Source organism: Allofournierella sp., from assembly GCF_048388525.1.
Lineage (GTDB): Bacteria > Bacillota > Clostridia > Oscillospirales > Ruminococcaceae > BQOK01.
Map to the genome: position 1 here is coordinate 1 of NZ_DBGCTQ010000104.1, position 26,900 is coordinate 26,900.

Sequence of the window (26,900 nt, forward strand, 5' to 3'; positions counted from 1 at the left end):
CAGCGCCCCAGTGTGGACGTGATTACCGGCCTGATCAAGGCGAACATCCCCAGCCGCATTGCGTTTGCGGTGTCCAGCCAGGTGGACAGCCGCACCATTTTGGACGCGGGCGGCGCCGAAAAGCTGCTGGGCATGGGCGATATGCTGTTCATGCCGGTGGGCGCCGCAAAGCCGGTGCGCATTCAGGGCACCTATGTGAAGGACGAGGAGATCACCGCCGTGCTGGACTTTATCAAGAAAGACAGCTCCAGCCAGTACGACGAGGACATGATCGCCCAGATGGACAAGCTGGCCGTGGCCGAAAAAGCGGCTGCGGGCGGCGCAGATGAGGAGGGCGAGGCCTGCGACCCCATGCTGGAGCAGGCCGTGATGGTGGTGATCGACGCGGGGCAGGCTTCCACCAGCCTTTTGCAGCGCCGCTGCAAGCTGGGGTATGCCCGTGCGGCCCGCATCATGGATGAGATGGAGCAGCTGGGGGTGATCGGCCCTTATCAGGGCGCGAAGCCCCGGGAGGTGCTCATCACGCGCCAGCAATGGATCGAAAAGAGCATGCGGGCCGACAGCCCGGTGCCGGAAGAGCTTTGATGGAAGGAAAGGGGGCCCGGGCCATGCGGCAGGGCGCTGAGTTTTTGCCCGTTACGCGGCAGGAGATGCTGGCCCGCGGCTGGGAGCAGCTGGACTTTGTTCTGGTCACCGGCGATGCCTATGTGGACCACCCCAGCTTCGGCCCGGCCATCATCGGCCGTGTGCTGGAGGCGGAGGGGTATAAGGTGGGGGTGATCAGCCAGCCCGATTTTACCACCTGCGAGAGCTTTAAAGCGCTGGGCAGGCCCCGCTTCGGCTTTTTTATCGGCGGCGGCAATGTGGACAGCATGGTGGCCCATTATTCTGTGGCAAAGGTGCGCCGCACGGTGGACGAGTACACCCCCGGGGGCGTGGCCGGCAAACGGCCGGACCGCAGCGCCACCGTGTATACCCGCCTGGCAAAGCAGGCCTACCCGGACCTGCCGGTGATCCTGGGCGGGCTGGAAGCTTCGCTGCGGCGCTTTGCCCATTACGACTATTGGCTGGACACGGTGCTGCCCAGCATTGCGGAGGACTCTGGCGCGGACCTGATCAGCTTTGGCATGGCCGAGCACCAGACCGCCGAGATTGCCCGCCGCCTTGCCGCGGGGGAAAGGGCGGAGAGCATCCGGGACGTGGCCGGCACCTGCTATATGACCGATTTTTCCCGCCTGCCCGCAAAGTATGTGGAGTGCGCGGGCTTTGCCAGGGTGAGCGCCGACAAAACAGCATACGCCAGGGCCTGCCGCATCCAGATGGATGAGCAGGACCCGGTGACCGGCCAGATTGTGGTGCAAAAGCAGAAAACAGGGTATCTTGTGCAAAACCCGCCCGCAAAACCCCTGACCCGCAGGGAGCTGGACGCGGTGGCGGCCCTGCCCTTTACCCGCCGTTACCACCCCAGCTACGAGGCCCTGGGCGGCGTGCCCGCCATTGAGGAGGTGGAGTTTTCCATCATCCACAACCGGGGCTGCTATGGGGGCTGCAATTTCTGCGCCATTACCCTGCACCAGGGGCGGCGCGTGACCAGCCGCAGTGTGGGCAGCGTGGTGCAGGAGGGCGAGCTGCTCACAAAACAGCCGGGCTTTAAGGGCTATATCCACGATGTGGGCGGCCCCACGGCCAATTTTCGGCTGCCCAGCTGCGGGCGGCAGATGACCAAGGGCATATGCCAGGGCGGCAAAAAGTGCCTTGCCCCCAGCCCCTGCCCCCACCTGATCGTGGACCACAGGGAATACCTGGCCATGCTGCGCCGCCTGCGGGCGCTGCCCGGGGTGAAAAAAGTGTTCATCCGCAGCGGCATCCGCTACGATTACCTGATTTGGGATAAGGACGAAACCTTTTTCAGGGAGCTGGTGGAGCATCATGTTTCGGGGCAGCTCAAGGTGGCCCCCGAACACTGCGCGCCCAATACCCTGAAATACATGGGCAAGCCGCCGGTGGAGGTGTTCAACAAATTTTCGAAGCGCTTTTACGAGCTCACAAAACAGGCGGGTAAAAAACAGTATCTGGTGCCCTACCTGATGAGCAGCCACCCCGGCAGCACCCTGAAGGACGCGGTTATTTTGGCGGAATACCTGTACCGGCACAACATCCGGCCCGAGCAGGTGCAGGATTTTTACCCCACGCCGGGCACTGTGTCCACCTGTATGTTTTATACCGGTCTCGACCCCTATACCCTGGAACCGGTATTTGTGGAAAAAACGGCCGAGGGCAAGGCTCTGCAGCGGGCGCTGCTGCAATATTATGAACCGAGAAACACCGAAAAGGTGGTCAAAGCCCTGCATATGACCCACAGGGAGGACCTGATCCCGCTGCTTGCGCCGGGGTATAAACCCAGGGCCGCGGCCGGGCAGGGCAGGGGCCCGCGCGCTTCGGAACAGGCCGGAAAGGTGCGCCCTGCGGTGCAGGGGCGCTTTGCCCCCAAAGCAAAAACCAATAAAGGAACAGGAAAATGGCAAAACGAAAAAGGCGGCGGCACACCAAAGCGCAGGCGCTGACGCCCGGCCAGTGGGTTATTTTTGCCCTGACGGGGCTGGCGCTTGTGCTGGGGCTGGCGGTGAGCCTGGCAGAGGGGGAGGGCCTGCCCAGCTGGGAGTCGATTTTCAGCAGGGTCGGGCTGGAGGCGCAGCCCCTGCCCGCGGAGGGGCTGGCCGCGGCGGCGAACGCCGTGCATTTTATCGACGTGGGGCAGGGGGACGCCACCCTGCTTCAATCCGGCGGCGAGTACTGCCTGGTGGACGCGGGCGAGCCGGACAGCGAAGATGCCCTGCTTGCCTATCTGCGGGGCATGGGGGTTTCGAGGCTCAGGCTGCTGGTGATGAGCCACCCGCATGCGGACCACATCGGCAGCATGGCGGCGGTGCTGCAAGCGTTTCCGGTGGACGAGGTGCTGCTGCCGGATTTTGACAAGGCGCCCTACCCCACCACAGCCACCTTTGAGCGGGTGATGCAGCTCATTCTGGACAAAGGAATCCCGGCTGTTACCGCAGCCCCGGGCCAGCGCTTTGCCCTGGGAAACGGCGCGGTGCAGGTGCTGGATGCGGGCGTGGAAACCGAGAACTACAACGACCTGTCGCAGGTATTGCACTTTGAGGCGGGCGGCCTTTCGGTGCTGCTGACCGGCGACGGGGAGAAGGCGGTGGAAAAAGCGGCGCTGGCCGCAGGCGGCCTGCCGTATGTGCAGGTGTTCAAGGCGGCGCACCATGGGTCCAACACCTCCAACACCGAGGACTTTTTGTGGGCGGTGCGCCCGCGCTACGTGGTGGTGAGCTGTGGGGCAAACAACAGTTACGGGCACCCCCACAAAGAGCCCATGGCGCGTTTTGCCGCCCTGGGCGCGCAGGTGCTGCGCACCGACGAAAACGGCAGCGTGGTGCTGGCCGAAGAAGAAAACGGCCTGAGGCTTTATACGGCCCGCACCCCGGAAGGCGGCAGCGCGGGCGGTGAACAGGAGGCGGCTTGATGCGATATATTCTGGACCGGTTTGAAGAGGACGCCGCGCTGGTGGAGGCGGGCGGCGAATGGCTGCGCCTGCCCCGGGCCGCACTTCCGCCGTGCGCCCGGGAGGGCGATGTGCTGCTGCGCGCCGAAGAGGGCTGGCAGGTGGACGAAGCGGCGAGCCAAAACCGCCGCGAAGCGCTGCGGGCGCGGTTTGCAGGAATTGGGAGGAAAACCGGGAAATAGCGGGCTGCCGATCTGCCCTGAATACTGAAAAACCGGAAGCTGGTTTCAGCTTCCGGTTTTTTGACTGTGATGGGCCTGATTTATGCGCATTTACTGCGCCATGCTCTGCACGATGCCGCGCTCGCAGTCCACCGAGACCATGGTGCCGTCCTTCATGATGCGGGTGGCGCCGGCGGCGCCCACAATCACGGCCTTGCCCAGCGCCAGGCCCACAATGGCCGCGTGGCTGTTGAGGCCCGATTCCTCCACAATGATGGCGCTGGCCTCCTTCATGGCGTCCAGCATGCGGTTGTTGGTGTAGGGGACCACCAGCACGTCGCCCCGCTGGAACTTGGTATTCACCTCATCGTTGTTGCGGCACACACACACGCGGCCCTTGGCGTTCTGGCCGCCCACGCCCACGCCGGTGAGCAGTGAGTCGCCCACCAGGTGCACCTTGATCATGTTGGTGGTGCCCGAAACACCCACCGGCACGCCGGCGGTTACCACCACCAGGTCGCCGCTCTGCACAAGGCCTGCTTCTTCGGCGGCCTTGACCGACAGGTCGATCAATTCGTCGGTGTCGTGGGCATAGGGCATCATGAGCGGGGTAACACCCCAAGAGAGCGCCAGATGCCGCTGCACCGCCTCTTCCATCACGCAGGCAATGATGGGGGTAGCGGGCCGCACCTTGCTCAAAAGGCGCGCGGTTTCGCCGCTTTTGCTCACGGTGACCACCGCGTCGGCCTTGATATCGGCCGCGGTGGTGGCGGCGGCATGGGCGGTGGCGGCGGCAATGCTCATGCGGGTGTCGGCCGGGGCCTTGCGCAGGTGGCCGAAATAGCTGGAATCATTCTCGGTGCGCTCGGCGATAGCGGCCATGGTGCGCACCGCCTCCACCGGGTACTTGCCGGCGGCGGTTTCGCCACTGAGCATGATGGCGCTGGTGCCGTCGTAAATGGCGTTGGCCACGTCGGTGATCTCAGCCCGGGTGGGGCGGGGGTTCTCCATCATGCTCTCCAGCATCTGGGTGGCGGTGATGACCGGCTTGCCGCTGGAAAAACTGTGAAAGATGATGTTCTTCTGGATCATGGGGATCTCGGTAAAGTCGATCTCCACGCCCATGTCGCCCCGGGCGATCATGACCGCGTCGGCGGCGGCCAGGATCTCGTCGATGTTATCCACGCCCTCGCGGTTTTCGATCTTGGCGATGATGCGCATTTTGGAGTCGCCCGCGTTCAGCAGGCGGCGGATCTCCTGAATATCCTGTGCGCTGCGGGTGAAGCTGGCAGCCACAAAATCGAACCCCTGCTCAATGCCGAACAGGATGTCGTCTTTATCGCGCTGGCTCATGTAGGGCATCGAAAGGCGCACGCCCGGCACGTTCACGCCCTTGTTGTTGCTGATGGGGCCGCCGTTGTCCACCCGGCACTGGATGTCTGTGTCGGAAAGAGAGGTCACGGTCATGCTGATCAGGCCGTCGGCCAGCAGAACGGTGCTGCCCACGGCAAGGTCGCCCGGCAGATCCTTGTAGGTGATGGAGCACATTTCGGCGCTGCCCTCCACCTCGCGGGTGGTGAGGGTGAAGGTCTGGCCTGTTTTAAGATGCGCTTTGCCGCCCGCAAACTGCTTTAAGCGGATCTCGGGGCCCTTGGTATCCAGCAGGGCGGCCACCGGCACGCCCAGCTCAGTGCGGATTTTTTTCAGAGCGTCCAGCCGGCGGCGGTGTTCGTCGTAGTTGCCGTGGGAAAAGTTGAAGCGGGCCACGTTCATGCCGCTCAGAATCATATCGCGCAGCACTTCTTCCCGGTCGGTGGAAGGACCAAGGGTGCAAACGATTTTTGTTTTACGCATAAGTTGCCTCCTGTTAAAAATACTCAAATCTCTCTGCCCTCCATTATACATGATTGCCGGCGCGGCGAAAAGCGGCTTTTCCGTTTTTGAGCAAAAGTTTCCGCCCCTGTGCAAATGGAGCGGGCGGCGCCACAAAATATCCGGTACCCCTTAACTTATGGCACAAAATACAGTATAATAGACACAATCGCAGGGCGAATACCGGAAAGGGAGGCAATGCATTTTGAAAAAACGTGTTTTTTTGATCGTTTTAGATAGTTTTGGCGTGGGGTATGAACCGGACGCCGACCGCTTTGGCGACGTGGGGGCCAATACCCTGGCGTCGATTGCGGCTGATGAGCACTTTGTGACGCCCAATCTGAAAAAGCTGGGCTTGTTCAATCTGGATGGGGTGGACTGCGGCGCGCCGGAACCCGAGGTGGTGGGGAGCTATGCCCGCCTGCGGGAGGCCAGCAACGGTAAAGACACCACCATCGGCCACTGGGAGATCGCCGGGGTGGAGAGTGCGCGCGCCCTGCCCACCTACCCGCACGGGTTTCCGCCCGAGCTGATCACCGAGTATGAGAAGCGCACCGGCCGCAGGGTGCTGTGCAACAAGCCCTATTCCGGCACCGAGGTGCTGCGGGATTACGGGGAGGAGCAGATGCGCACCGGGGGGCTGATCGTTTACACCTCGGCCGACAGCGTGTTTCAGGTGGCGGCCCACGAAGAGGTGGTGCCGGTGGAGGAGCTGTACCGCTGCTGCCAGATCGCCCGCGATATGCTGGTGGGCGAGCACGGGGTGGGGCGGGTGATCGCCCGGCCGTTTTTGGGGGCCGGTCCGCAGGACTTTAAGCGGACCGCGAACCGCCACGATTACTCGCTGAAGCCCCCCGCAAAGACCATGCTGGACTATTTGAAAGAGGCCGGCAAAGATGTGATCGGCGTGGGCAAAATTTATGATATCTTTGATGGCGAGGGCATTACCGAAAAGCTGCGCACCAAAAACAACGCCGAGGGCATTCAGATGATGCTGGAGCTGGCCGACCGGGAGTTCGAGGGGCTTGCCTTTATTAATTTGGTGGACTTTGACATGGTCTACGGCCACCGCCGCAACATCCCCGGCTACGCCGCGGCCGCGGCCGAGTTTGACCGGGGGCTTGGAACGCTGCTGGAAAAGCTGCGCCCGGGCGACCTGGTCATGATTACCGGCGACCACGGCTGCGACCCCGGCTACACCAAGACCACCGACCATACCCGCGAGTATGTGCCCCTGCTGATGGCGGGCCCAGGGGTGAAAAAGAACAACGGCCTGGGCACTGTGCTGGGGTTTGGCGCCATCGCCTGCACCATCTGCTCGTATTTTGAAATTCCGGCCAGGCTGGACGGGCAGGATCTGGCAGGCAAAATTTTGGAATGAGCGCAGGTTTTGAAATAATCCGGGCGGGCGGTTCGTTTACAGCTTGTATCGGGTTTTGCAGGGAGACGCCGGCTGCCCCGCTGGGGGCGAAGAATACGGCCGCCAGGATACGCTTTTTATTGTAAAGCGACAAAAAGAAGGTCGTGTGCCGGAATGGGGAAATTGCATATGCCGCTGAAAATCATTGTTGTGTGGGTGCTGGCGGTCTTTTTTCTGGGGGACAGCATCCTGCGCAGCCTACGCTCGAATTTTAATTTCGGCCTGCTGCTGGTTTACCTGATCACGGGCGGGCTGTGGGTGTACGCTTTGTTTTACAGGCCCATCGACGCCTTTTGCGCGGCGGGGGCAGGCCGTGTGCTGAAGATCCTGTTTTTCTGCGGAATAGGGGTGTTGGCTGCGCTGGTGGCCTTTGTGGTGGCCAGCGGGTATGCCCAGCAGCCCACGGGGGGCGAACGCGCGATTATTGTTCTGGGGGCGGGCCTTCGGAGGGATACGCCCTCGGATCTGCTGCGCCGCCGGCTGGACGCCGCATTCGACGCCTGGAGCCGGGACCGGCAGGCGCTGGTGGTGGTAACCGGGGGGCAGGGCCGGGGCGAGACCATTCCGGAGGGGGTGGCCATGGCGCGCTACTTACAGCAAAAGGGTGTGCCGGAGAGCCAGATCCTGGTGGAACAAAAAAGCACCTCCACCGAGGAAAATCTGCTTTTTGCCCGTGAGCTGCTGGCCGCGCGGGGCGTGGACGCGGGCCAGCCGGTGGCGGTGGTGAGCAATGCGTTCCACTGTTACCGCGCCCGCGGCTATGCCCGGCTGGTGGGCTTTGAAGAGGTGCGAAGCGTGCCCGCCTCGATTGGGGCGAATTCCGTTTTGCCCTGTTATCTGCGCGAGGCGTTCGCCGTGCTGTATTACTGGGTGTTCAAGAGCAGCCGGGCAGGCTGGATGGCGCGCTTTGTTGGCACGCTTTGAAAAAGCGGGGGCGCGGCAGCCCAAAGCGCTTTTATTGCAAAAGGATAAAACACATAGAGAGGTGAAACAATGGCGCCAATCATCCGCGTGGAGCATCTGCGCAAGGTATACCGGGTGGGCAAGGAAAAGGTAATCGCGCTGAACGATATCAACCTTGCCATTGAGCCGGGGGAGATCTGCTGTATCGTGGGCCCCTCGGGCAGCGGCAAATCCACCCTGTTAAACCAGCTGGCAGGCCTTGAAAAGCCCACCAAGGGCGAGGTATACATTGGCAAGCATGCCATCAGTTCCATGACCGAAAACGAGCTGGCAAAATTCCGGCAGGAGCACCTGGGTTTCATTTTCCAGAGCTATAACCTGCTGCCCAGCATGACAGCCGCCGAAAATGTGGCCCTGCCCCTGATGTTTAAGGGGGTGCCCCGCAAAAAGCGGCTGGCCATGGCAAAAGACGAGCTCAAAAGGATGGGGCTTGGCAAGCGCGCCAACCACAAGCCCACCGAGATGAGCGGCGGCCAGCAGCAGCGCGTGGGCATCGCCCGCGCCTTTGTGGCAAAGCCCAAGGTGATTTTTGCCGACGAGCCCACCGGAAACCTGGACTCCTCCACCACCCGCCAGGTGCTGTACCGCATGCTGAACATGGCAAAAGACAACGGCATCACTTTTGTGATGGTGACCCACGAGCGGGATCTTTCCGGCTGCGCCGACCGGGTGATCACCATCAAGGACGGCAGGGTGGAGAGCGACCATTTGGTGAATGAACAGGAGAAGGCGGCCAACCAGGCCGCACTGTTCAAGGACATTCTGGAGACCCAGCAGGAAGCCCCGCCGGAACCCGAAACAAGCGTTCCGGCGAACAGTATCAAGGATTGAGGAGAGAAGCATTCATGAAAAAAGTGTCGAAATTTATGAGCGTGGCCCTGGTGCTGGCGCTTGCCCTGAGCCTTTTTGCGGGGCTGAACGTGTTCGCTGAAGAGGGAAGCGGCGATCCGACCACAAAAACTTCTGCGGCAAATGGGGTAAATCCGGCGGATGCCTCCACCCCCACAGAGCCTCCTGCCGCCTACATTGCCTCCTACACGGTGAGCGGGTACGACGGCGGGCATTATGGCCGCGGCGAGCGCGCCGACATCACCGTGGTGGTGGTGGATGAGCAGGCGGCAAATAGCACGGGGGATAATACAATTACTGCGCGCATCAATACCCCGGCTTTCTCGCAGAATACTGTAAAGGATATAGCGCCTGACAGCGATAAAAAATATACTTTTCTTTTCCGCAACGTGGAATTTTTGGGAGGAAGCACTACGTTTTCGTTCGAGATGATCTACAGCGACGGCAGCCCCATGGTCACCCTGAGCCAAAACCTCTCCATGTGCGACGACACTGCTCCGGCTGAGCCGACCCCAAGCCCGACCCCGGCCCCCACGGCCGAGCCGGACCTGCCCAAGGTGATGGTGAAGGACTTCTCGTTCGGCGGCACCAGCGTGGAGGCCGGCAAGGAATTCACCCTGGACCTGACCCTGTTCACCACCAGCGGCAACACCAACCTGGAAGACGTGATGGTGGGGCTGAACTTCGGCGAGGCCAAGAACGTGTCGCTGGCCAGCGGCAGCATGAATACATACGTTGGCACCCTGGCGCCCGGCGCCACCAAACACATCACCTACAAGATCATCACCGACGCCACCATTGAGCCGGGGGCCATCGGCATTACGGTGCAGCTCACCTCTAAAAACGGCGAGCCAAACTCCTCGCCCATTTCCATCCCCGTGACCCAGCCCGACCGCTTCGAAATCACCGGCATCGAGGCCCCGGAAACCATTATGCTGGGCGAAGAGGGCTACCTGTCGGTCACCTTTGTGAACAAGGGCAAGAGCCCCGTGAACAACCTCTCGGCCGAGATCGAGGGCACGAACCTGGCAAACCCCGGCCAAAGCCAGTTTTTGGGCAACATCGCCGCCGGCACCGAGAACTCGGTGGATTTCAGCGTGATGGCCTCGGCCGAGGGCACGATCAACGGCAAGGTGCTTTTGAGCTACGAGGATGCCAAGGGCGAGATCGTGACCCTGGAAAAAGAGTTTTCCTGCATGGTGCAGGCCATGCCCGAGATGGACCCGGGCATGATGGACCCGGGCATGATGGATCCCACCATGGGGGACGATGTGAAGAGCGGTATGCCCTGGTGGGGCTGGCTGCTGATCGCCCTGGGCGTGGCCGCGGTGGCCGCGGCGGTGGTGTTGGTGGTTCTGAAAAAGAAAAAGGCCAAAAAGCTGGCGGAGCTGGAGGACGACGATGAAGATATCTGACCTGCTGAAGCTCAGCACGGATAATCTTCGCCGCCGCAAGGGCCGCACCGCCCTGACCGTGATCGGGGTGGTGGTGGGCACCTTCGCCATCATTGTGATGATCAGCCTTGGCATTGCCAGCAACGCCGCCAATGAGCAGATGCTGCAGAGCTGGGGCGACTTGACCCAGGTGCAGATCAACAACTACCAGTGGGGCGCTTCCAGCGGGGATATCCCCACCCTGGACGACGAGATGCTGGAGCAGATCCGCACCTTCCCGCACGTGGTGGCGGTGACCCCCATGTACCAATCCCAATCGCTGAACGCCCAGATCTACGCCGGCAAGAATGACCGTTATTCCGCTTATGTGTGGAACATGTACGGCGTGGATATGCAGGCCCTGGAGGCGATGGAGTACCAGTTGATCAGCGGCAGCTTTATCACGGATGATATGAACCTGGGCAAAAAGAAGATCCCCGTGCTGATCGGCGAACACATGGCTTACGAATTTGAGGATACCCGCAAGAGCTACAACAGCGGCAAGCGCCACCGCTACTGGGGCGAGACCGACGCCATGGGCAACCCGGTGCCGCCCTTTGTGGACCCGCAGAAGGACAAGATGGTCCTGCGCCTTTCCGCCTGGGACAAAAACGGCAACGAAAAGACCCAGGATTTCCAGCTGGTGGTGGTGGGCGTGTTCCAACAGGACGACAGCAAGCAATACTTTACCAACAGCGGCATGGCCCTGCGGGTGGCAGACATGAAAATGCTGGAAGCCGCTTATCAGAAGCTTTCCGGCGGCAAATCCAACAACGGCGGCAGCTATATGATCACCTCGGACGGCCAGCAGCTCAAGCAGAAGGACAACGGCTACGAGAGCGTGTACGTGAAGGTGGACGAGGTGGACAATGTGTCCGCCGTGGAGGCGGCCATTAAAGAGCTGGGCTACGAAACTTATTCCATGACCCAGATCCGCGAGGAGATGCAGGCCCAGGTGGCAAAAAGCCAGATGATCCTGGGCGGCACGGCGGCCGTGGCCCTTTTGGTGGCGGCGCTGAACATTGCCAACACCATGATGATGTCGATTTACGAGCGCACAAAAGAGATCGGCGTGATGAAGGTACTGGGGTGCGAGATCCGCAAGATCCGCAACATGTTCCTCATGGAGGCGGGCGCCATTGGCCTTTTGGGCGGCGTGATCGGCGTGGCTTTGAGTTACGGGGCCTCGTATGTGCTGAACAACATCAACACCATCATGGCCTTTTTTGGCAAGGAGGGTGTGGATCTGAGCGGCATCATGGGCGGCATGGGCAGCATGATGGGCATGGGGGGAAACGCCTCCATCTCGATCATCCCGCCCTGGCTGGTGCTGCTGGGGCTCGGCTTTTCGACCCTGGTGGGAATTTTGTCCGGCCTGTGGCCCGCCCACCGCGCCACCAAGATCAGCGCCCTGGAGGCCATTCGGCACGAATAAGGCAAAGCCGCTTTCTATTCTCAGGCGTATCCCCCACGGAGGGGGGATACGCCTTTCTTTTATTTCATATACATGTCCCAGAACCACATGGAAAAGGGGACGGACATGGAACGCTTGATTGAACTGATCCGAACGCTCAACGATTGGCTGAACCGCTTTGCCTGGGGGCCGGCCACGATTTTTCTGCTGGCCCTGGCGGGGCTGCTGTTCAGCGTGGGGACCGGCTTTTTTCAGCTGCGCCGCTGGAAGACCTGGCTGGCAGCCACCCTTGGCGCGGCGCTGAAAGGAGGGCAGAGCGGCGACGGCAAAGGCATATCGGCATTCCAATCAGCCTGCACGGCGCTGGCTGCCACCCTGGGTACCGGCAACATTGCGGGGGTGGCCACCGCCCTGGCGGCGGGCGGGCCGGGCGCCATTTTTTGGATGTGGATTTCGGCGCTGCTGGGCACCATGACGGCTTATGCGGAAAATGTGCTGGCAGGGCTTTACCGGGGCAAAAATTCCCGCGGGGAACCGGTGGGCGGGGCGATGTTCTACATTGAACAGGGCCTGCACAGCCGCGCGCTGGCGGTATTGTTTGCCTTTTTCTGCACCCTGGGGTCCCTGGGCATGGGCAACATGGCACAGGCGAATTCCATCGCCTCCGGCATGCAGGACTCGTTCGGCGTGCCGCCCCTTGTGACAGGCCTGGTGGTGGCGGGCGCCATTGCGTTCACCATTGTGGGCGGGATCAAGCGGGTGGGCAGGGTGACCGAAAAGATCGTGCCGGTCATGGCCATCGGTTACACAGTGGGGGCGGTGGCCATTATCGCGGCCAACTGGCGCAGCCTGCCCGCGGTGACGGCCCTGATTTTTGAGGAAGCCTTTTCGGTGCGCGCGGGGCTGGGGGGAGCCGCCGGGTACGGGGTGGCGCGCGCGCTGCGGGTGGGCGTTGCCCGGGGCGTGTGCTCCAACGAGGCAGGCCTTGGCAGCTCGGTCATGGCAAACTCGGCCTCCGGCGGCACCCCGGTGGGGCAGGGCATGTGGGGCATTTTTGAGGTGGCGGTGGACACCCTGTTCATGTGCACCCTCACCGGCTTCTCCATTCTGTGCAGCGGCGCTTATGACCCGGCCCGCTATGCCGCTGCGCTGGGCACGCCCGGCTTTGACGCGCTGCCCAACGGCGCGGCCCTTACCTCGAACGCATTCCGCCAGGTGTTTGGGCCCTTTGGCGGGGCGTTCGTCGCGGTGTCGCTTGTGCTGTTTGCCTTTTCCACCCTGCTGGGCTGGAGCTTTTATGGCGCACAGGCGGTGGAGTACCTGTGGGGGCCCAGAGCCTGCGGGATTTACAAGGCGGTGTTCGTTGTAGTGATCGTGATCGGCTGCGTGGCAAAACTGGAGCTGGTGTGGCAGATCTCGGACACCTTCAACGGATTGATGGCGCTGCCAAACCTTTTGGCAATCCTCTGGCTTTCGCCGAAGGTGTTCCGCGAAACAAAGAAAGCGTTTGCAAAACGGCAGAAGTAAGCAAGCAGCTTGACTACTTCAAAAACAGAGCGCCCGCCGTAAACGGCGGGCGCTCTGTTTTTGAAGTACGGCTATGGGGCAGCGGCCAGAGTGTCGCGGCAGAGAAGGACCAGGGCGCAAAACAGCGGCAGCGAAAGCAGCGCGGGGCTTACCCAGGTCCATCCAAATAAAAATCTGCAGCTTGAGAAAAATGAACAGAACACTGTGATCAGAGGGATCACACGCTTTTGCGGTGTATCGGCAGAATAAAAATAGAGTACCGAGAAAACGTCGGAAGGGTAAAAATAGCGTTCATGCATCCGTGGCAGAAGGAAGGGGAGCATCAGCGAAAAAAGATATGCCGCTTTTATCAAAAGCAACGGGGAGGGTGCGGTACTTTTTTTACACAGCAGATACACGGTGACAAGGGCTGCCGCGGCGCCGAGCGCCACGCCCAGAGCGGTGAGCCAGGAAACATGCAGCGAGCCAAGCCAGGCATACGGGTTTGGCGCCCCCATGGAAAGCTGGGTATAGGTGCCGGTTTGGCGAAGGTAGATGGTGAGCAGATCAGCCAGCGGGCGGCCCGCCAGGAAGGCGGGAAGGATGGCCAGCAGATAAACGGCGGGTACCAGAAAGAAATGGCGGAATTTTATCCGGCCCTGCAGCCACAGATAGAAAAGAAACGGTGCCAGAAAAATTGCCTGCAGCTTAAATGCCAGCGCCGCCCCGAAGGCAAGCATGGACTTTTTGGGGCATTGCTGCAGGGAATGATAAAAGCATGCAAGCAGCGCCGCTGTGTAAAGCGAATCGCACTGCCCCCAAGCGCCGCTGTTCAGCAGTACGGTGGGCAAAAATAAAAGGACGGTATAGGCGGCTCTCGCCGTGCTTTCGCTGTTAGTGAGCAGCTTTGCCGCCCGCATCCCATAGATCGCCAGCACCAGGTCCCCCACGCAGGACACGATTTTAATGGACACAATGCCGGGCAGCGGCAGATAGGTAAGAAGTGCAAGGATATAGAGATAGGTGACCATATAGTCGCCCACCGGCAGGCCGATGGCGGCAAGGCCGCCCGCGGCTTTGAGCTCTTCAAACCAGGGCTGTAAAAATTGCGTGTAGTCACCCGAAGGGTAGGGAAAAAAAGCGAAACGGGCCAGCAGGGCGACGATGGTGACCGGCCAGGCCCAATGTTTGCTGCCTGACAAAAAGCCTTCCGCCTTTCTTTTCCAGTAAAAATACTGCTGAAGCATTTAAAACCTCCTGCGCTGGTTGCCCTGACACCGGGCAACACCCTCCCGCGCCGCGCGGCATGTAAGCCGGGCGTATAAAATGTATACGAAGCTGCCGGCGAAAAAATTTCCTTGCCTTTTACGAAGGGGCGGGTGCATATGGACAAAAAACGAAAAAATGCGCGGCAACCACTTGCAAGACAGCAAAAAGAATGGTATACTTTAGTACGTTAACACGTTGCGGCGGTGAATCGGCGCGGTGTGCAGGGCCCTTGCACGGCCCGAAATTAGGAGGGAAACTAAGATATGAAAAAGATTTTTGCAATGGGTGTGGCTGCGGCGTTGGCCGTGGCCTGTCTGACCGGGTGCGGCGGCGGCGCATCGGCGCCTGCCGGCGGCAGCACCGCCGCTTCTGATCCCGGCGCGGCGCCTGGCTCGGCCGCTTCGGGCGCCGCCAGTTACAAAGTGGGCATCTGCCAGCTTGTGCAGCACGACGCGCTGGACGCCGCCACCAAGGGCTTTAAGGATGCGCTGGTGGAGCAGCTGGGCGATGCCGTGAGCTTTGAGGAGGGCAACGCCTCGGGCGACGCCAACAACTGCGCCACCATCGTGAACGGCTTTGTGGCCTCCAAGGTGGACCTGATCCTTGCCAACGCCACGGCGCCCCTGCAGGCTGCCGCTGCAGCTACCGCGGATATTCCGGTGCTGGGCACCTCGGTGACCGATTATGCCACCGCGCTGGAAATCGCCGACTGGACCGGCACGGTGGGCGGGAACATTTCCGGCACCTCCGATCTCGCGCCTTTGGATCAGCAGGCCGCCATGCTGAAAGAGCTTTTCCCGGAGGCTAAAAATGTGGGCCTTTTGTATTGCTCGGCCGAGGCAAACTCGGTGTATCAGGTCGAGGTGATCACCGGTTACCTGCAGGAACTGGGCTATACCTGCACCAGCTATGCCTTCACTGATTCCAACGATGTGGCTGCGGTGACCCAGACCGCCTGCGACAGCTCGGACGTGATCTACATCCCCACCGACAACACCGCCGCCTCCAACACCGAGGCGATTGCCAATGTGGTGCTGCCCGCCAAGGTGCCCGTGGTGGCCGGCGAAGCCGGCATCTGCGGCGGCTGCGGCGTGGCCACCCTGTCCATCGGTTATTACGATCTGGGCTATACCACCGGCCAGATGGCTGCAAAGATCCTGACCGGCGAGGCGGATGTTGCCTCCATGCCTGTGGAGTTTGCACCCAATGTGACCAAGATGTACAATGCCGCCAACTGCGAGGCACTGGGTATCACCCCGCCCGAGGGTTATATAGCCATCGAAGGGTAATCCTGCCGGGAATAAAAACAGCGGAAAAGGCTTTTCTTTTCCGCTGTTTTTTGCTATACTATAACAGCTTATAAGCACTTTTTGCAAATGGGGGAATCGTAATGGAGTTTCTGGGTTCGCTGCTCAATTCCATGCCAGGCGCGGTGGCGCAGGGCGTGATCTGGGGCATTATGGCCATTGGCGTGTACATCACCTACCGCATCCTGGATGTGGCTGATCTGACGGTGGACGGATCGCTGGCCACCGGCGGCGCGGTGTGCGTTATGCTGATGCGCGCCGGCTGCAACACCTGGGTGGCGGTGCTGTGCGCTTTTGCGGCGGGCATGCTGGCCGGCCTGGTGACGGGCCTGTTTCACACCGCCTGCGGGATCCCGGCCATTTTGGCGGGCATCCTTACACAGCTGGCATTGTACTCGGTGAATCTGCGCATTTTGGGCGCGGGCACCGGCATGGGCAAGGCAAACCAGGCCATCAGTGTGGATAAATACCAGCTGCTGGTTTCGCAGCGGTACGTGCGGGAGGCAAGCCTTGCAAACCCGCTCTTGCTCCTGCTCATCATTACCGCGGTGCTGATCGCGGTGCTTTACTGGTTCTTTGGCACCGAGCTGGGCTGTTCGCTGCGGGCCACCGGCGCAAACCAGAATATGGCCCGCGCCCAGGGCATCAACACCAATTTCAACATTGTGCTGGGGCTCATGGTCTCCAACGGCCTGGTGGCCCTTTCCGGCGCGCTGCTGGCCCAGTACCAGGGCGCGGCGGATGTGAGCGGAGGCCGGGGCGCCATTGTGATCGGCCTGGCGGCGGTGATCATCGGCGAGGTGATTTTTGGCAAGCTGTTCCGCAATTTTGCACTGAAGCTTTTGGCCGTTTCCATCGGTGCAATCCTGTATTATATTGTGATCCAGGTGGTGCTGCGGCTTGGGCTTTCGACCGACGATTTGAAGCTGCTCACCGCCCTGGTGGTGGCCTTGTTCCTTGCGCTGCCTTACTGGAAGGGCCGTTATTTTACAAAGCCGAAGGCTGCGAAAGGGGGCGCTGTGTAACATGCTGGAACTGAAACACATTTACAAGACCTTTCACCCCGGCACCATCAACGAGCGCCGTGCACTGTGCGGGCTGGATCTGAGCCTGGCCAAGGGCGATTTTGTGACCGTGATCGGCGGAAACGGGGCGGGCAAATCCACCATGTTGAACGCTATTTCAGGGGTGTTCCCGGTGGACGCGGGCTCCATCACCATTGATGGGGTCGAGGTGGCCCGCCTGCCGGAGTATAAGCGCGCGGCGTATCTGGGCCGCGTGTTCCAGGATCCCATGACCGGCACGGCGGCCAGCATGGGCATTGAGGAAAACCTTGCGCTGGCAATGCGCCGGGGCAAAACGCGGGGCCTGCGCTGGGGCATTACAAGCCAGGAGCGGGAGCAATTCCGCACCGAGCTCGCCACCCTGGGCCTGGGGCTTGAGGACCGCATGAACGCCAAGGTGGGCCTGCTTTCGGGCGGGCAGCGCCAGGCGCTCACCCTGCTGATGGCGACCCTGAAAAAGCCAAAGCTTTTGCTTTTGGACGAACACACCGCAGCGCTGGACCCCAAGACTGCCGCCAAGGTGCTGGAAATTTCGGCCAAGATCGTGGCCGAGCATGGGCTCACCACCCTGATGATTACCCACAACATGCGGGACGCCATCCAATACGGCAACCGCCTTATTATGATGCACGAGGGCCGGGTGATTTATGATGTGCAGGGCGAGGAAAAGCAAAAGCTGCACGTAAAGGATCTTTTGCAGAAATTTGAGCAGGTGAGCGGCAGCGAGCTGGCAAACGACCGCATGCTTCTGTCTTGAACAAAAAGGCCGCCGGTTTTTCCGGCGGCCTTTTTGCAATATTTCCGCTTTCAAAAACGTATAATAAACGTTGCCCACGCAAAACGGCGCGTGTTGTGCCGAAGCTGCGGATATGATATAATTGTAATATATAGTTGCGGCACTGTTTTTGAAAATGCTCCAGGCTGCCCAACTGAGGCGGCCTGGCCTTTTGAAAAGCCGCCGTGCCGCAAATAAAATATTTTGTGCAAGGCAGGTGACCCTGTGGCAAGATACGATGCGGTGCTGTTCGATGTGGACGGCACCCTGATCCACTCAAGCCCCGGCATTTTGGCGACCATGGAGCACACGTTCCGGGCAATGGGCATCGACCCCGCGATGGTCGATCTGACCCGGTACCTGGGGCCGCCCCTGCGGCAAAGCTTCGCAGAGCATTTTAAAAGCGAAGCGGAGATCGAGCGTATGGTGGGCATTTACCGGGAAGAATACCATAAGGCAGGCCGCCACAACTGCAGGCCGTTTCCCGGTGTGCGGGAGATGCTGGAGCAGCTCAGGGCAACGGGGGTGCGGCTTTATACCGCAACCTCCAAACCCACGGCGGTGGTGACCCCCATTTTGCAGGAGCAGGGCCTGGCCGGTTACTTTGCGTTTATCGGCGGCGCCAGCGAGGATAAAAGCGTGGACACAAAAACAGCGGTAGTGCGCACGGTGCTTGCCCGGCCGGAACTGGCGGGGCAGCGGGTGCTGATGGTGGGCGACCGCCGCGACGACATGGTGGGCGCGGCCGAGTGCGGTATTGACGCGGCGGCAGTGCTGTACGGCTATGGCAGCAGGGAAGAGCTCGCCCCGTTCCGGCCCGTGTTTGAGGCGGAAACCTGTGCGGACCTGACCGCTTACATCCTTACATAGTGTCACGATCAATCATTTAAATCATAAAAGCGACTAAAGGAGGCATTCCAATGGCCCAAAACAGACGGCGTTCTTCCGGCTCCGGCCTTACGCCCAAACAAAAACAGGCGGCTCTTGTGCTGGGGATCTGTGCCCTGGTGCTTATTATTACTATTTCCGTGGTGGCGGTGATCGTTTCCAAAGCGGGCAAAAACCCGGACTCCAGCAGTTCGGGCCCGGTTTCCGGCAGCACGTCCACCCCTGCGGTGGAAAACAATTTCAACCCCAGCCAATACGGCGATGCGGTGCTGGGCGAAACCGATGACGCGGGCAAGAGCTACATTGAGGAAACCATTTTTGTGGGGGACTCGAACACGGCCCGTTACTATCAAAACGGCCTGCTGGACCTGGACCATGTGGTGGCTTTGGACGGGTTGGGGATCCAGCAGCTCACCACCCAGAAGGACATCTATTTTAAGGGCGACGACACCGGGTACAGCATCCCCGAGGCGCTGGCCAAGATGAAGCCCCGCCGCATCATTGTGATGATGGGCACCAACAACACCGACGGCAGCATGTCTGCCAGCGACTTTGCGAGCAATTACAAAAGCGCGCTGCAGGCCATTCAGAGCGCTTATTCGTACTGCGATATCATTGTGGCGGCGGTGCCGCCCATCCCGCAGGCGCACGCGCAGTATCCGAATGTGAGCATGAGCACCATCAACGGCTTCAATGAGGCGCTGGCGCAGATGTGCTCCGAGAGCGGGTATAAATTCCTGAATATCACCGAAGTGCTGCTGGGCAGCGACGGTTACGGCAAGGCGAACTATTACCAGACCGACGACGTGCACCTGCGCAAGGACGGCCTTACCGCCATTATGGACTACGCGCGCACCCATGCGTACCTGGGCACCGAGGACCGCCGCCCGGATACCGCCAACATTCCCACCCGCCGCAAGGGCGGCGGCGACGGCACGGCGGTGCCCACCACCAAGCCGGACGACGACGAGAAGACCTATACCGCCCAGTACAATGTGGATCAAAAGGGCGGTACCCTGGAAAGCGGCGACCAGAAGGGCGTGACCAGCCTTACCTTTAAGGATGTGAAGAGCGCCGCCAGCATTACTGTGACGGCGAAACCCAACGATGGCTACGAGTTCGTGAAATGGAGCGATGGAAATACCAACGCAACCCGAACGGATAAGGACTTCAAGCAGAACATTAATGTGACCGCGGTGTTCAGCACCAAGCTGACCATGAAGATCAAGGAGGGAAGCTCCGGCACCATTACGCTGGGCGATACCCAGTACCTGCACATTGAACTGTCCGACAAGTCGGTGAACACCGACGGGGTGATCTGGACGCTGGACGGTACGGAGTTCAAACGCGGGGTGAGCTGCGGGGTGAGCCCGGAAAAAGAGGGCACCTTTACGGTAAAGGCCAGCCTTACCACCGGCGGCAAAACCTATACGGTGGAGTATAAGCTCACGGTGAAGCCGAAAGCGACGGCGGCGCCTACGCCGAAGCCAACGGAAACGCCGAAACCGGTAGTTCCTTCCATCAGCGGCCTCCCGAGCAGCGCAACTGTGGAAGTTGGAGGGGCGGTTACTCTTTCGGTGAGTGTTATTGATGCAGGCGAGGACAAAGTTTCCTGGTCGATGTCAGGGGGAGGGGAGTTTTCCACAACCACTGGGATTAGCACAACCTTTACCGCATTAAGGGAAGGAACCACCACCGTTACTGCCAGCGTTGCGGGAGGAAACTCTTTGACATGCACAATAACGATAAAGCCAGCGCCTGTACCTACTGACACTCCGGAACCGGAGCCAACCCCTGAAGGATAAACGCTGAAAAGAGCCATACGAGAAAAAGGCCGCTCGTCCAGGGGACGGGCGGCCTTTCAAAAGAGGAGACAATATGAAGCTTACGGTACTTGGCTGCGGCCGCTGGGGGACCTTTTTGGCCTGCTATCACAGCGAAAAAAACGATGTGCTGCTTTGGGGCCGCCCCGGCTCCAAAAGCTTTGCCGCCCTGCAGAGGGAGCGAAAAAACGCCTATTTGGCCCTGCCCCCCCAGCTGCGGTTAGAAAGCGAGCTTTCGGCCGCGCTGGCGTTTGCACAGGTGGTCATTATCTCGATCAGCGCCCAGCAGCTGCGCGATCTGGCGCGGCATATCGCCCGGTTCGACGTGACCGGCAAGACGTTTATTTTGTGCATGAAAGGCATCGAGGTCGACAGCGGCAAGCGCCTGACGCAGGTGTTCTGTGAAGAGGTGCGCCAGCCGGTGGGCCTGGCCGTGTGGGTGGGCCCGGGCCATGTGCAGGATTTTTCAGCGGGGATCCCCAACTGCATGGTGGTGGATTCAGCGGACCCGGCTACCACGGACTTTATCGTGGAGCATTTGAACAGCGATTTGATCCGCCTGTATAAAGGGCGCGATCTGATTGGAACCGAGGTGGGTGCGGCGGCCAAAAACGTGATTGGGATCGCTGCCGGCATGCTGGATGGCGCCGGTTACTCCAGCCTGAAAGGAGCCCTGATGGCGCGCGGCGCACGGGAGATCGCCCGCCTGATCCGGGCCATGGGCGGCAACGAGCTTTCGGCCTATGGCCTGTGCCACCTGGGCGATTACGAGGCGACGCTCTTTTCTGCCCACAGCCATAACCGCCGTTTCGGCGAGAGCTTTATCAAGGGGGAGCCCTTTGACCAGCTGGCCGAGGGAGCATCCACCGTAAAAGCCCTGGTCTGTTTGGGAAAAGAATATGAGGTTGATCTTCCGATCTGCCGCACAGTGTATGGAATGCTGTACGAGAAGCGAAGCGCCGCCGAAGCGCTGCCCAGCCTGTTCAGCCGCACGGTGAAAGGCGAATTTGATTATTGAACGGCACAGTGTGAACCAAACGCCTTCCGCGCACATAAAGTGGTGCAAGGGAGGCGTTTGCTTATGCTAGAAATTTTAGACAGCGTCGGTGTGTCCAGTATTGATATCCTGGGCCAGGACGACGTGACCGACGGCAGCGTGGATTACTACGATTTTGATTGGGGCGAAGCGGTAGAGGTGGATGAGGCCACCATCTTTGCAGGCTGCGCCGGTAACTCTGATACCACGCCCTATCACTGTTCAGACCCCTGCGACAACTGGCCCGGCCCCTGCAACCCAGATCCTGACCCTGATCCTGACCCCGATCCTGACCCCGATCCTGACCCGTGCCCTGACCCGTGCCCTGATCCGTGTCCGGACCCGTGCCCGGACCCTGATCCGTGTCCATGTCCGGAGCCCTGCCCGCCCTGTCCCTGCCCCTGCCCCTGCCCAGACCCCGAACCCCAGCCGGGGCCCTGCACCGGGTGTGAGGACCAGCAGGAGCTGCCCAACGACAGTGCAGATTACGAAATCATCGACATTTGACCTGCAAAAAAGCAGGGCCCGCATAAAAAAGCGGGCCCTGCTTTTATTGGCCTTTAAGGTGATGTTTGAAAAACCGCACGCGCAAAAAGGTCCGCGCCGGTTTTGAGGGGGAAGAGCAGGGCGCAAGACGCTTGACGAACGGCCCGCAATAAGGGATAATAGAACGGACGATAAAAAAGGGGGAATTGACCCATGGCATATTACAATTGCCTGCTGCTCGACGTGGACGGCACCCTGCTGGATTTTGAAGCCGCAGAGCACAAGGCGTTTATGGAAACGATGGAGCATTTCGGCCTGCCTGCCGCCAATGAAACATTGGAAATATACCTTGACATCAACAAGGGCCTTTGGGCAGCGCTGGAAAAAGGGCAGATCAAACGGGACAGGCTGGTGGTGCAGCGCTTTGCGCGGCTGCTCGAGGCGCTGGACAAGCAGGGAAACGCGGCGGAGATGAACCGCTGGTATCTCGACCAGCTGGGCACCCACGCCGACCTCATGCCGGGCGCGCTGGAAGCGGTGGCGGAACTGGCCGAAACGGCTACCCTGGCGGTGGTGTCCAACGGGGTGGAGCACGTGCAGCTCAGCCGCCTGAAGGCTTCCGGCCTGGATCAATATTTGGACGGTGTGTTCGTTTCGGAGCGCGTGGGAGCCGAAAAACCGGGCCGCCGCATTTTTGAGACCGCACTGCGGCAGCTCGGCATTGAGAACCGGGGCAAGGTCCTGGTGGTGGGCGACAGCCTGACGGCCGACATTCAGGGCGGCCAGAATGCCGGGCTAGCGACCTGCTGGTGTGATTTTAAAGCGGCGGAGGACGCGCCGCAGCCGGCGCCCACCCATGTGATCCGCTCCTGGCCGGAGCTTTACCAGATCGTGATGGAACCGGACGAGCTGGAAAACCTGGGAAATAAAAACCGCAAACATCAATTTGAACAAGTGGAAAGAACGGAACAATAAGTTATGCTGTTATCCCTACAAAATTTAGGTAAGAGCTTTGGCGATACCGTGGTGTTGCAGAACATCGACGCCACTGTGGAAAAGGGCGAGCGCATTGGCATCGTGGGAGAGAATGGGGCGGGCAAGACCACCCTGCTGAAAATGCTCTGCGGCGAGTATACGCCGGACGAAGGCGAGCTGCAGTTCACACGGGGCGTGAGCCTTGGATATCTGGAACAGAACAGCGAGCTGGACCCAAAGCAGGATGTGTACGGCGAGATGCGCCGGGCGTTCAGCCCGGTGCTGGACGCCATGGCCCGAATGCAGTTGCTGGAAAACAAATTGGAGCATGCCCCCGCAGATGAAGCTTTGCTGGAAGAGCACGCGCGCCTTTCGGCCGTCGTCGATGCCGCCGATGGTTATAACATGGACGTACAGATCAAAAAGGTGCTCAGCGGCATGGCCTTTGGCCCCGAAACCTACAGCAAGAGCGTGGCCGTGCTCTCGGGCGGCGAGCACACCCGCCTGCGGCTGGCAAAGCTGCTGCTGCAAAGGCCGGATCTTTTGATCCTGGACGAGCCCACCAACCACCTGGACTTTGCCACAATGGAGTGGCTGGAAAACTATTTGAAGGCGTATCCCGGGGCGGTGCTGGTGGTAAGCCATGACCGCTATTTCCTGGATGCGGTGTGTACCCGGATGTGGGAGGTGGAGGATCAGGGCCTCACCAGCTATAAAGGCAATTTTTCGGCTTATCTGCCGCAAAAAGAGGCGGCGGAAGCGCTGCAGCAAAAGCAGCACGACGCCGACGTGGCCAAGGCCCAAAAATTGGAGGATTACATTGCCCGCAACCTGGTGCGGGCTTCCACCACCAAGATGGCCCAGAGCCGCCGCAAGCAGCTGGAAAAACTGGAAATCACCGAGGCGCCCCGCTCCGGCCCGCAGGAGCTGAAATTCCGCTTTGAATTTGACGTGACCCCCTACAACGAGCTGCTTACCCTGAAAAGGCTGGCGATAAAGATCGGGGAGCGGACCCTGTTGGAGCCCTTTGATCTGCAAATTCTGCGGGGGGAGCGGCTGGTGATTGCAGGGCCAAATGGCGCAGGAAAATCCACGCTGCTGCAGGTGCTGGACGGCAGGCGGCGGCCCAGCGGCGGCATGGTGCGGCTTGGCGCGGGCGCCAAAGCAAGCATTTTTGAACAGCAGCAGCTGCGCCGGGGCGGCCGTGTGATCGACGCGATCTGGGACAAATGGCCCCGTTTTACCGAGCTGGAGGTGCGCAGCCACCTGGCGCGTTTTGGCTTCAAGGGGGAGGATGTGTTCAAGCCCGGCTCCGCGCTCTCGGGCGGCGAGCTTGCAAGGCTGCGCTTTGCAGAGATCGTGCTGGAGCGCCCGAACCTCATGTTCTTGGACGAGCCCACCAATCACCTGGACATCTACACCCGTGAAAGCCTGACCCAGGCCCTGATGGATTACGAAGGGACCCTGCTGCTTGTCACCCATGACCGCTATTTAATGAACAGCCTGGCCTGCCCGATCCTGTATATCGAGGAGGGGCGGGCGGCTCTTTATGAAAGCTACGAAAAGCTGATGGCGCGAAACAGCGCGGCGGCGGACGAGGCGCCCAAAGCGGCTGAGGAAAAAGGCCAGGGGGGCAAAGCCGCTTATGGAAAAGAGCAGCGCCGCCGCAAAGCGGAGCTGCGGGCCCGCCTGAAAGCAGTGGAGGAGGAGATCGAGCAGTTGGGCGCGCATCTGGTGGAGCTGGAAAACGAGATCAACAGCCCGGAGGTGCTGCGGGACCACCTTCTTCTGCGGGAAAAATGCGACGAGCTGGACGACGGCCGGTTCCACCAGCAGGAGCTGTTCAGCGAGTGGGAAAAACTGCTGGAGGAGCAGGAGCAATACGAACAGGACGAAGAAATTTAGCAGGGTCGGCAAAAAAGAACCCCCGGCAGGCAGAATTGCCTGCCGGGGGTTCTTTTTGGTCAAAGCTGTTCCGCGGGAACCTTGGCGGAAGCGGGGAAAAGCAGGCGGACGGTGGTGCCCACCCCCGGCGTGCTTTCCAGCTCCACCTGGGCGTGATGGAAGGCCGCGCCATGCTTTACGATCGAGAGGCCCAGCCCGGTGCCGCCGATCTCTTTGGAGTGGCTTTTGTCCACCCGGTAAAAACGCTCAAACACGCGGGCATGGTGCTCGGGCGGGATACCGATCCCGGTGTCGCTCACGGTGAGCACTGGCCCCCGCACATCGGTGCCGGCCCACAGCTCCACGCTGCCGCCAGGGCGATTGTATTTGATGGCGTTTTCGCACAGGTTAAAGACCATCTCATCCAAAATGGCGGCAACCCCCTGGATCCATACAGACCCGCCCTGTACCGCCAGCTGCACATTCTGTGCCCGGGCGGCAGGGGCCAACTGATCGGCGGCCCGCCGCAGGCAGGCCAGCAGGTCCACAGGCTGGGGCTTTTCCAGCACCGAATCCTCATCCAGTTGGGAAAGGCGCAGAATGTCCTGTACCAGTTGGATCAAACGCTGGGATTCATCGTAGATCTTGCCCGCAAAATGAGGCACGTCGCCGGGCGGGACCAGGCCCCCGCGCATGATCTCGGCAATTCCGGAAATAGAGGTGAGAGGGGTCTTGAGCTCGTGGGAAACATTGGCGCTGAACTCCCGGCGCAGGGCCTCGCGCTGCTGCTGCTCGGTCACATCCACCAATACCAGAACGGTGCCCGCCAGCTGGTCGCCCTGAAAAACAGGATTTGCAAACAGCTGGCACTGCCTTCCATGTAAAGGAATAAGGCTTTCCACGTGGTCGCCGCTCAGCGCCTGGCGCACGGGCTGGCCGAATTCCTCGCACAAGCCCAGCTCCAGCGCGTTTTTTCCGGTGGGCGGAGAGGAAAGGTTCAAAAGGCGCGCAGCACCGGAATTGTGCGACAGCACGCTGCCGGCGGCGTCCAGCACCAGAAAGCCCTCCTGCATGTTTTCGGTGATCGTCTCGAATTGCTGCTGCTGGCGCTGAAGCTCCTGCATCTGGCTTTTGATCTGCCGCTTTTGGTGGGCCAGGCGGCGCAGCAGCGGCGCCAGCTCTTCGTAGGGGGCCTGGCTTGGCTGGGGATGCTCCAGGTCGATTTCGTTTAAGGGGCGGGTGAGCCTGCGCGAGAGCCTGTAAGCGTAAAGCCCTGCCAAAACGGCGGTAAGGGCCAGCACCATGAGCATGGGCTGGATCAGGCTGAGCAGCAAGGCAAAGCCGGTATACTGTGTGCTGGATACCCGCAGAACATTGCCGTCGGAAAGGAGGAGGGCGCAGTTGATGGTTTTTTTGTCCAGCGTTTTTGAGTAGCGCACGCTGCGGCCCGCCTGCCCGGCCAAAGCCTGCTGTACCTCCTGGCGGTCGGCGTGGTTTTCCAGCCCGGCCGGATCGGCAGTGGTGTCGAACAATACGCTTCCGTCCGGGGCGATGAGGGTCAGGCGGTTGCCGCCGGCGCCCGCCTGACGCAGATATTCGCTGCCGCCGGACACGGCGCCGGGGGCAAGGTAAGCGAGCTCCTGCCCCAATTCATCGGCAAGGCGGTTTTCAAAGTAGGGGAACAGGATCGCGGTAAAAAACGCCAGGCTTACCGCCAGCGAGGCGAGCGTTACCAGAAGGATGGACTGGAAAATACGTTTTGTCATGGCCCGCCCTCCCGGATCCGGTAGCCGGAGCCGCGCACGGTTTCAATGCAGTTGCCGCACCCGCCCAGCTTTTGGCGCAGGGTACGCACATGCACGTCCAGGGTGCGGCTTTCAGCGTCGAAGGTATAGCCCCAGATATCCCGCAGAAGCTGTTCGCGGGTAAAAACGATCCCCGGGGCCTGGATCAGCAGGCAGAGCAGCTCAAACTCCTTATGGGTAAGCGTTACCTCCTGGCCGTCCGCCATGACCCTGTGGCGGGCAGGGCAGACGGTGAGCCCGCCCACCCGATATTCCTCGGCCTCGCTTTCCGGCTTTGCACGGCGCAGCAGGGCGTTCACCCGGGCGATCAGCTCCATCATGCCAAAGGGCTTTGGAACATAATCGTCGGCGCCGCTGTCCAGCCCCAGCACCCGGTCGTATTCGCTGCCCTTCGCGGTGAGC

The 26,900-nt window shown here is 60.6% G+C and carries 23 protein-coding genes; 19 read left to right on the plus strand and 4 right to left on the minus strand.

Features of this window, described 5'->3' with window-relative positions:
* The 4 genes from ACMLHZ_RS12525 to ACMLHZ_RS12540 form a co-directional block, all read left to right on the plus strand.
* Window positions 1–585 (plus strand): DNA translocase FtsK (locus ACMLHZ_RS12525; RefSeq protein ID WP_418668028.1); only part of this gene is annotated, 585 nt, incomplete at its 5' end.
* Window positions 586–608: 23 nt separating this feature from the next.
* On the plus strand, window positions 609–2,564 hold the full coding sequence (locus tag ACMLHZ_RS12530; RefSeq protein ID WP_418668029.1) for a YgiQ family radical SAM protein: 1,956 nt from the start codon (window positions 609–611) through the stop codon (window positions 2,562–2,564).
* Complete coding sequence (locus ACMLHZ_RS12535; RefSeq protein ID WP_418668030.1) at window positions 2,519–3,529, plus strand: ComEC/Rec2 family competence protein; 1,011 nt, start codon at window positions 2,519–2,521, stop codon at window positions 3,527–3,529. Before ACMLHZ_RS12530 ends, ACMLHZ_RS12535 begins: the two co-directional genes overlap by 46 nt.
* Window positions 3,529–3,750, plus strand: coding sequence for a DUF3006 domain-containing protein (locus ACMLHZ_RS12540; protein WP_418668031.1), 222 nt, complete (start codon window positions 3,529–3,531; stop codon window positions 3,748–3,750). Before ACMLHZ_RS12535 ends, ACMLHZ_RS12540 begins: the two co-directional genes overlap by 1 nt.
* 90 nt (window positions 3,751–3,840) lie before the next feature.
* Here the strand turns inward: ACMLHZ_RS12540 and pyk are convergent, their stop codons facing one another.
* Entirely contained in the window at window positions 3,841–5,583 is a 1,743-nt protein-coding gene (pyk, locus tag ACMLHZ_RS12545) for a pyruvate kinase (RefSeq protein WP_418668032.1), read from the minus strand.
* 223 nt (window positions 5,584–5,806) lie between these two features.
* Here pyk and ACMLHZ_RS12550 point away from each other — a divergent pair, with 223 nt between their 5' ends.
* The 6 genes from ACMLHZ_RS12550 (at window position 5,807) to ACMLHZ_RS12575 (ending at window position 13,207) form a co-directional block, all read left to right on the plus strand.
* Window positions 5,807–6,982 carry a phosphopentomutase gene (locus ACMLHZ_RS12550; protein ID WP_418668033.1) on the plus strand — a complete coding sequence of 392 codons (1,176 nt, stop codon included), beginning with the start codon at window positions 5,807–5,809 and terminating at the stop codon, window positions 6,980–6,982.
* A 168-nt stretch (window positions 6,983–7,150) separates the two neighbouring features.
* Entirely contained in the window at window positions 7,151–7,945 is a 795-nt protein-coding gene (locus tag ACMLHZ_RS12555) for a YdcF family protein (protein WP_418668034.1), read from the plus strand.
* Window positions 7,946–8,014: 69 nt separating this feature from the next.
* A complete protein-coding gene (locus tag ACMLHZ_RS12560; RefSeq protein WP_177566143.1) occupies window positions 8,015–8,815 on the plus strand; it encodes an ABC transporter ATP-binding protein in 801 nt (266 codons plus the stop codon).
* 14 nt (window positions 8,816–8,829) lie between these two features.
* Window positions 8,830–10,248 carry a COG1361 S-layer family protein gene (locus ACMLHZ_RS12565; protein WP_418668035.1) on the plus strand — a complete coding sequence of 473 codons (1,419 nt, stop codon included), beginning with the start codon at window positions 8,830–8,832 and terminating at the stop codon, window positions 10,246–10,248.
* On the plus strand, window positions 10,235–11,701 hold the full coding sequence (locus ACMLHZ_RS12570; protein ID WP_418668036.1) for an ABC transporter permease: 1,467 nt from the start codon (window positions 10,235–10,237) through the stop codon (window positions 11,699–11,701). The genes ACMLHZ_RS12565 and ACMLHZ_RS12570 overlap by 14 nt, the downstream gene beginning before the upstream one ends.
* A 105-nt stretch (window positions 11,702–11,806) precedes the next feature.
* Window positions 11,807–13,207 (plus strand): alanine/glycine:cation symporter family protein, encoded by a 1,401-nt coding sequence (locus tag ACMLHZ_RS12575; RefSeq protein WP_418668037.1) that lies wholly within the window; start codon window positions 11,807–11,809, stop codon window positions 13,205–13,207.
* A gap of 71 nt (window positions 13,208–13,278) precedes the next feature.
* On the opposite strand, the gene ACMLHZ_RS12580 is transcribed toward ACMLHZ_RS12575, so the two are convergent.
* On the minus strand, window positions 13,279–14,433 hold the full coding sequence (locus ACMLHZ_RS12580; protein WP_418668038.1) for a hypothetical protein: 1,155 nt from the start codon (window positions 14,431–14,433) through the stop codon (window positions 13,279–13,281).
* A gap of 285 nt (window positions 14,434–14,718) precedes the next feature.
* On the opposite strand from ACMLHZ_RS12580, the gene ACMLHZ_RS12585 reads away from it, so the two are divergent.
* The 9 genes from ACMLHZ_RS12585 to abc-f all read left to right on the plus strand — a co-directional run bounded on the left by ACMLHZ_RS12585 (window position 14,719) and on the right by abc-f (window position 24,714).
* A complete protein-coding gene (locus ACMLHZ_RS12585; RefSeq protein ID WP_418668039.1) occupies window positions 14,719–15,744 on the plus strand; it encodes an ABC transporter substrate-binding protein in 1,026 nt (341 codons plus the stop codon).
* Window positions 15,745–15,845: 101 nt separating this feature from the next.
* Window positions 15,846–16,787: an ABC transporter permease gene (locus tag ACMLHZ_RS12590; protein ID WP_177566153.1), complete on the plus strand. Its 942-nt coding sequence runs from the start codon at window positions 15,846–15,848 to the stop codon at window positions 16,785–16,787.
* Window position 16,788: 1 nt separating this feature from the next.
* A complete protein-coding gene (locus tag ACMLHZ_RS12595; protein WP_418668040.1) occupies window positions 16,789–17,583 on the plus strand; it encodes an ABC transporter ATP-binding protein in 795 nt (264 codons plus the stop codon).
* A gap of 243 nt (window positions 17,584–17,826) precedes the next feature.
* A complete protein-coding gene (locus ACMLHZ_RS12600) occupies window positions 17,827–18,471 on the plus strand; it encodes an HAD hydrolase-like protein (RefSeq protein ID WP_418668041.1) in 645 nt (214 codons plus the stop codon).
* Between the two features lie 50 nt (window positions 18,472–18,521).
* Window positions 18,522–20,294, plus strand: coding sequence for an SGNH/GDSL hydrolase family protein (locus ACMLHZ_RS12605; protein ID WP_418668042.1), 1,773 nt, complete (start codon window positions 18,522–18,524; stop codon window positions 20,292–20,294).
* Between the two features lie 73 nt (window positions 20,295–20,367).
* A complete protein-coding gene (locus ACMLHZ_RS12610) occupies window positions 20,368–21,330 on the plus strand; it encodes an NAD(P)H-dependent glycerol-3-phosphate dehydrogenase (protein WP_418668043.1) in 963 nt (320 codons plus the stop codon).
* A 63-nt stretch (window positions 21,331–21,393) separates the two neighbouring features.
* A complete protein-coding gene (locus ACMLHZ_RS12615; protein ID WP_418668044.1) occupies window positions 21,394–21,855 on the plus strand; it encodes a hypothetical protein in 462 nt (153 codons plus the stop codon).
* Window positions 21,856–22,047: 192 nt separating this feature from the next.
* Window positions 22,048–22,809, plus strand: coding sequence for a YjjG family noncanonical pyrimidine nucleotidase (locus ACMLHZ_RS12620; RefSeq protein ID WP_418668045.1), 762 nt, complete (start codon window positions 22,048–22,050; stop codon window positions 22,807–22,809).
* Between the two features lie 3 nt (window positions 22,810–22,812).
* Entirely contained in the window at window positions 22,813–24,714 is a 1,902-nt protein-coding gene (abc-f, locus tag ACMLHZ_RS12625) for a ribosomal protection-like ABC-F family protein (protein WP_418668046.1), read from the plus strand.
* 59 nt (window positions 24,715–24,773) lie between these two features.
* On the opposite strand, the gene ACMLHZ_RS12630 is transcribed toward abc-f, so the two are convergent.
* Window positions 24,774–26,459, minus strand: coding sequence for an ATP-binding protein (locus tag ACMLHZ_RS12630; protein ID WP_418668047.1), 1,686 nt, complete (start codon window positions 26,457–26,459; stop codon window positions 24,774–24,776).
* A partial coding sequence (locus ACMLHZ_RS12635; protein ID WP_418668048.1) for a winged helix-turn-helix domain-containing protein occupies window positions 26,456–26,900 on the minus strand: 445 nt, incomplete at its 5' end. The genes ACMLHZ_RS12630 and ACMLHZ_RS12635, both read right to left, overlap by 4 nt.

Coding starts and splice junctions, on each gene's coding strand:
- ACMLHZ_RS12530 (WP_418668029.1), top strand. CDS start 609: ATGCGGCAGGGCGCTGAGTTTTTGCCCGTTACGCGGCAGGAGATGCTG.
- ACMLHZ_RS12535 (WP_418668030.1), top strand. CDS start 2,519: ATGGCAAAACGAAAAAGGCGGCGGCACACCAAAGCGCAGGCGCTGACG.
- ACMLHZ_RS12540 (WP_418668031.1), top strand. CDS start 3,529: ATGCGATATATTCTGGACCGGTTTGAAGAGGACGCCGCGCTGGTGGAG.
- pyk (WP_418668032.1), bottom strand. CDS start 5,583: ATGCGTAAAACAAAAATCGTTTGCACCCTTGGTCCTTCCACCGACCGG.
- ACMLHZ_RS12555 (WP_418668034.1), top strand. CDS start 7,151: ATGCCGCTGAAAATCATTGTTGTGTGGGTGCTGGCGGTCTTTTTTCTG.
- ACMLHZ_RS12560 (WP_177566143.1), top strand. CDS start 8,015: ATGGCGCCAATCATCCGCGTGGAGCATCTGCGCAAGGTATACCGGGTG.
- ACMLHZ_RS12565 (WP_418668035.1), top strand. CDS start 8,830: ATGAAAAAAGTGTCGAAATTTATGAGCGTGGCCCTGGTGCTGGCGCTT.
- ACMLHZ_RS12570 (WP_418668036.1), top strand. CDS start 10,235: ATGAAGATATCTGACCTGCTGAAGCTCAGCACGGATAATCTTCGCCGC.
- ACMLHZ_RS12575 (WP_418668037.1), top strand. CDS start 11,807: ATGGAACGCTTGATTGAACTGATCCGAACGCTCAACGATTGGCTGAAC.
- ACMLHZ_RS12580 (WP_418668038.1), bottom strand. CDS start 14,433: ATGCTTCAGCAGTATTTTTACTGGAAAAGAAAGGCGGAAGGCTTTTTG.
- ACMLHZ_RS12585 (WP_418668039.1), top strand. CDS start 14,719: ATGAAAAAGATTTTTGCAATGGGTGTGGCTGCGGCGTTGGCCGTGGCC.
- ACMLHZ_RS12590 (WP_177566153.1), top strand. CDS start 15,846: ATGGAGTTTCTGGGTTCGCTGCTCAATTCCATGCCAGGCGCGGTGGCG.
- ACMLHZ_RS12595 (WP_418668040.1), top strand. CDS start 16,789: ATGCTGGAACTGAAACACATTTACAAGACCTTTCACCCCGGCACCATC.
- ACMLHZ_RS12605 (WP_418668042.1), top strand. CDS start 18,522: ATGGCCCAAAACAGACGGCGTTCTTCCGGCTCCGGCCTTACGCCCAAA.
- ACMLHZ_RS12610 (WP_418668043.1), top strand. CDS start 20,368: ATGAAGCTTACGGTACTTGGCTGCGGCCGCTGGGGGACCTTTTTGGCC.
- ACMLHZ_RS12615 (WP_418668044.1), top strand. CDS start 21,394: ATGCTAGAAATTTTAGACAGCGTCGGTGTGTCCAGTATTGATATCCTG.
- ACMLHZ_RS12620 (WP_418668045.1), top strand. CDS start 22,048: ATGGCATATTACAATTGCCTGCTGCTCGACGTGGACGGCACCCTGCTG.
- abc-f (WP_418668046.1), top strand. CDS start 22,813: ATGCTGTTATCCCTACAAAATTTAGGTAAGAGCTTTGGCGATACCGTG.
- ACMLHZ_RS12630 (WP_418668047.1), bottom strand. CDS start 26,459: ATGACAAAACGTATTTTCCAGTCCATCCTTCTGGTAACGCTCGCCTCG.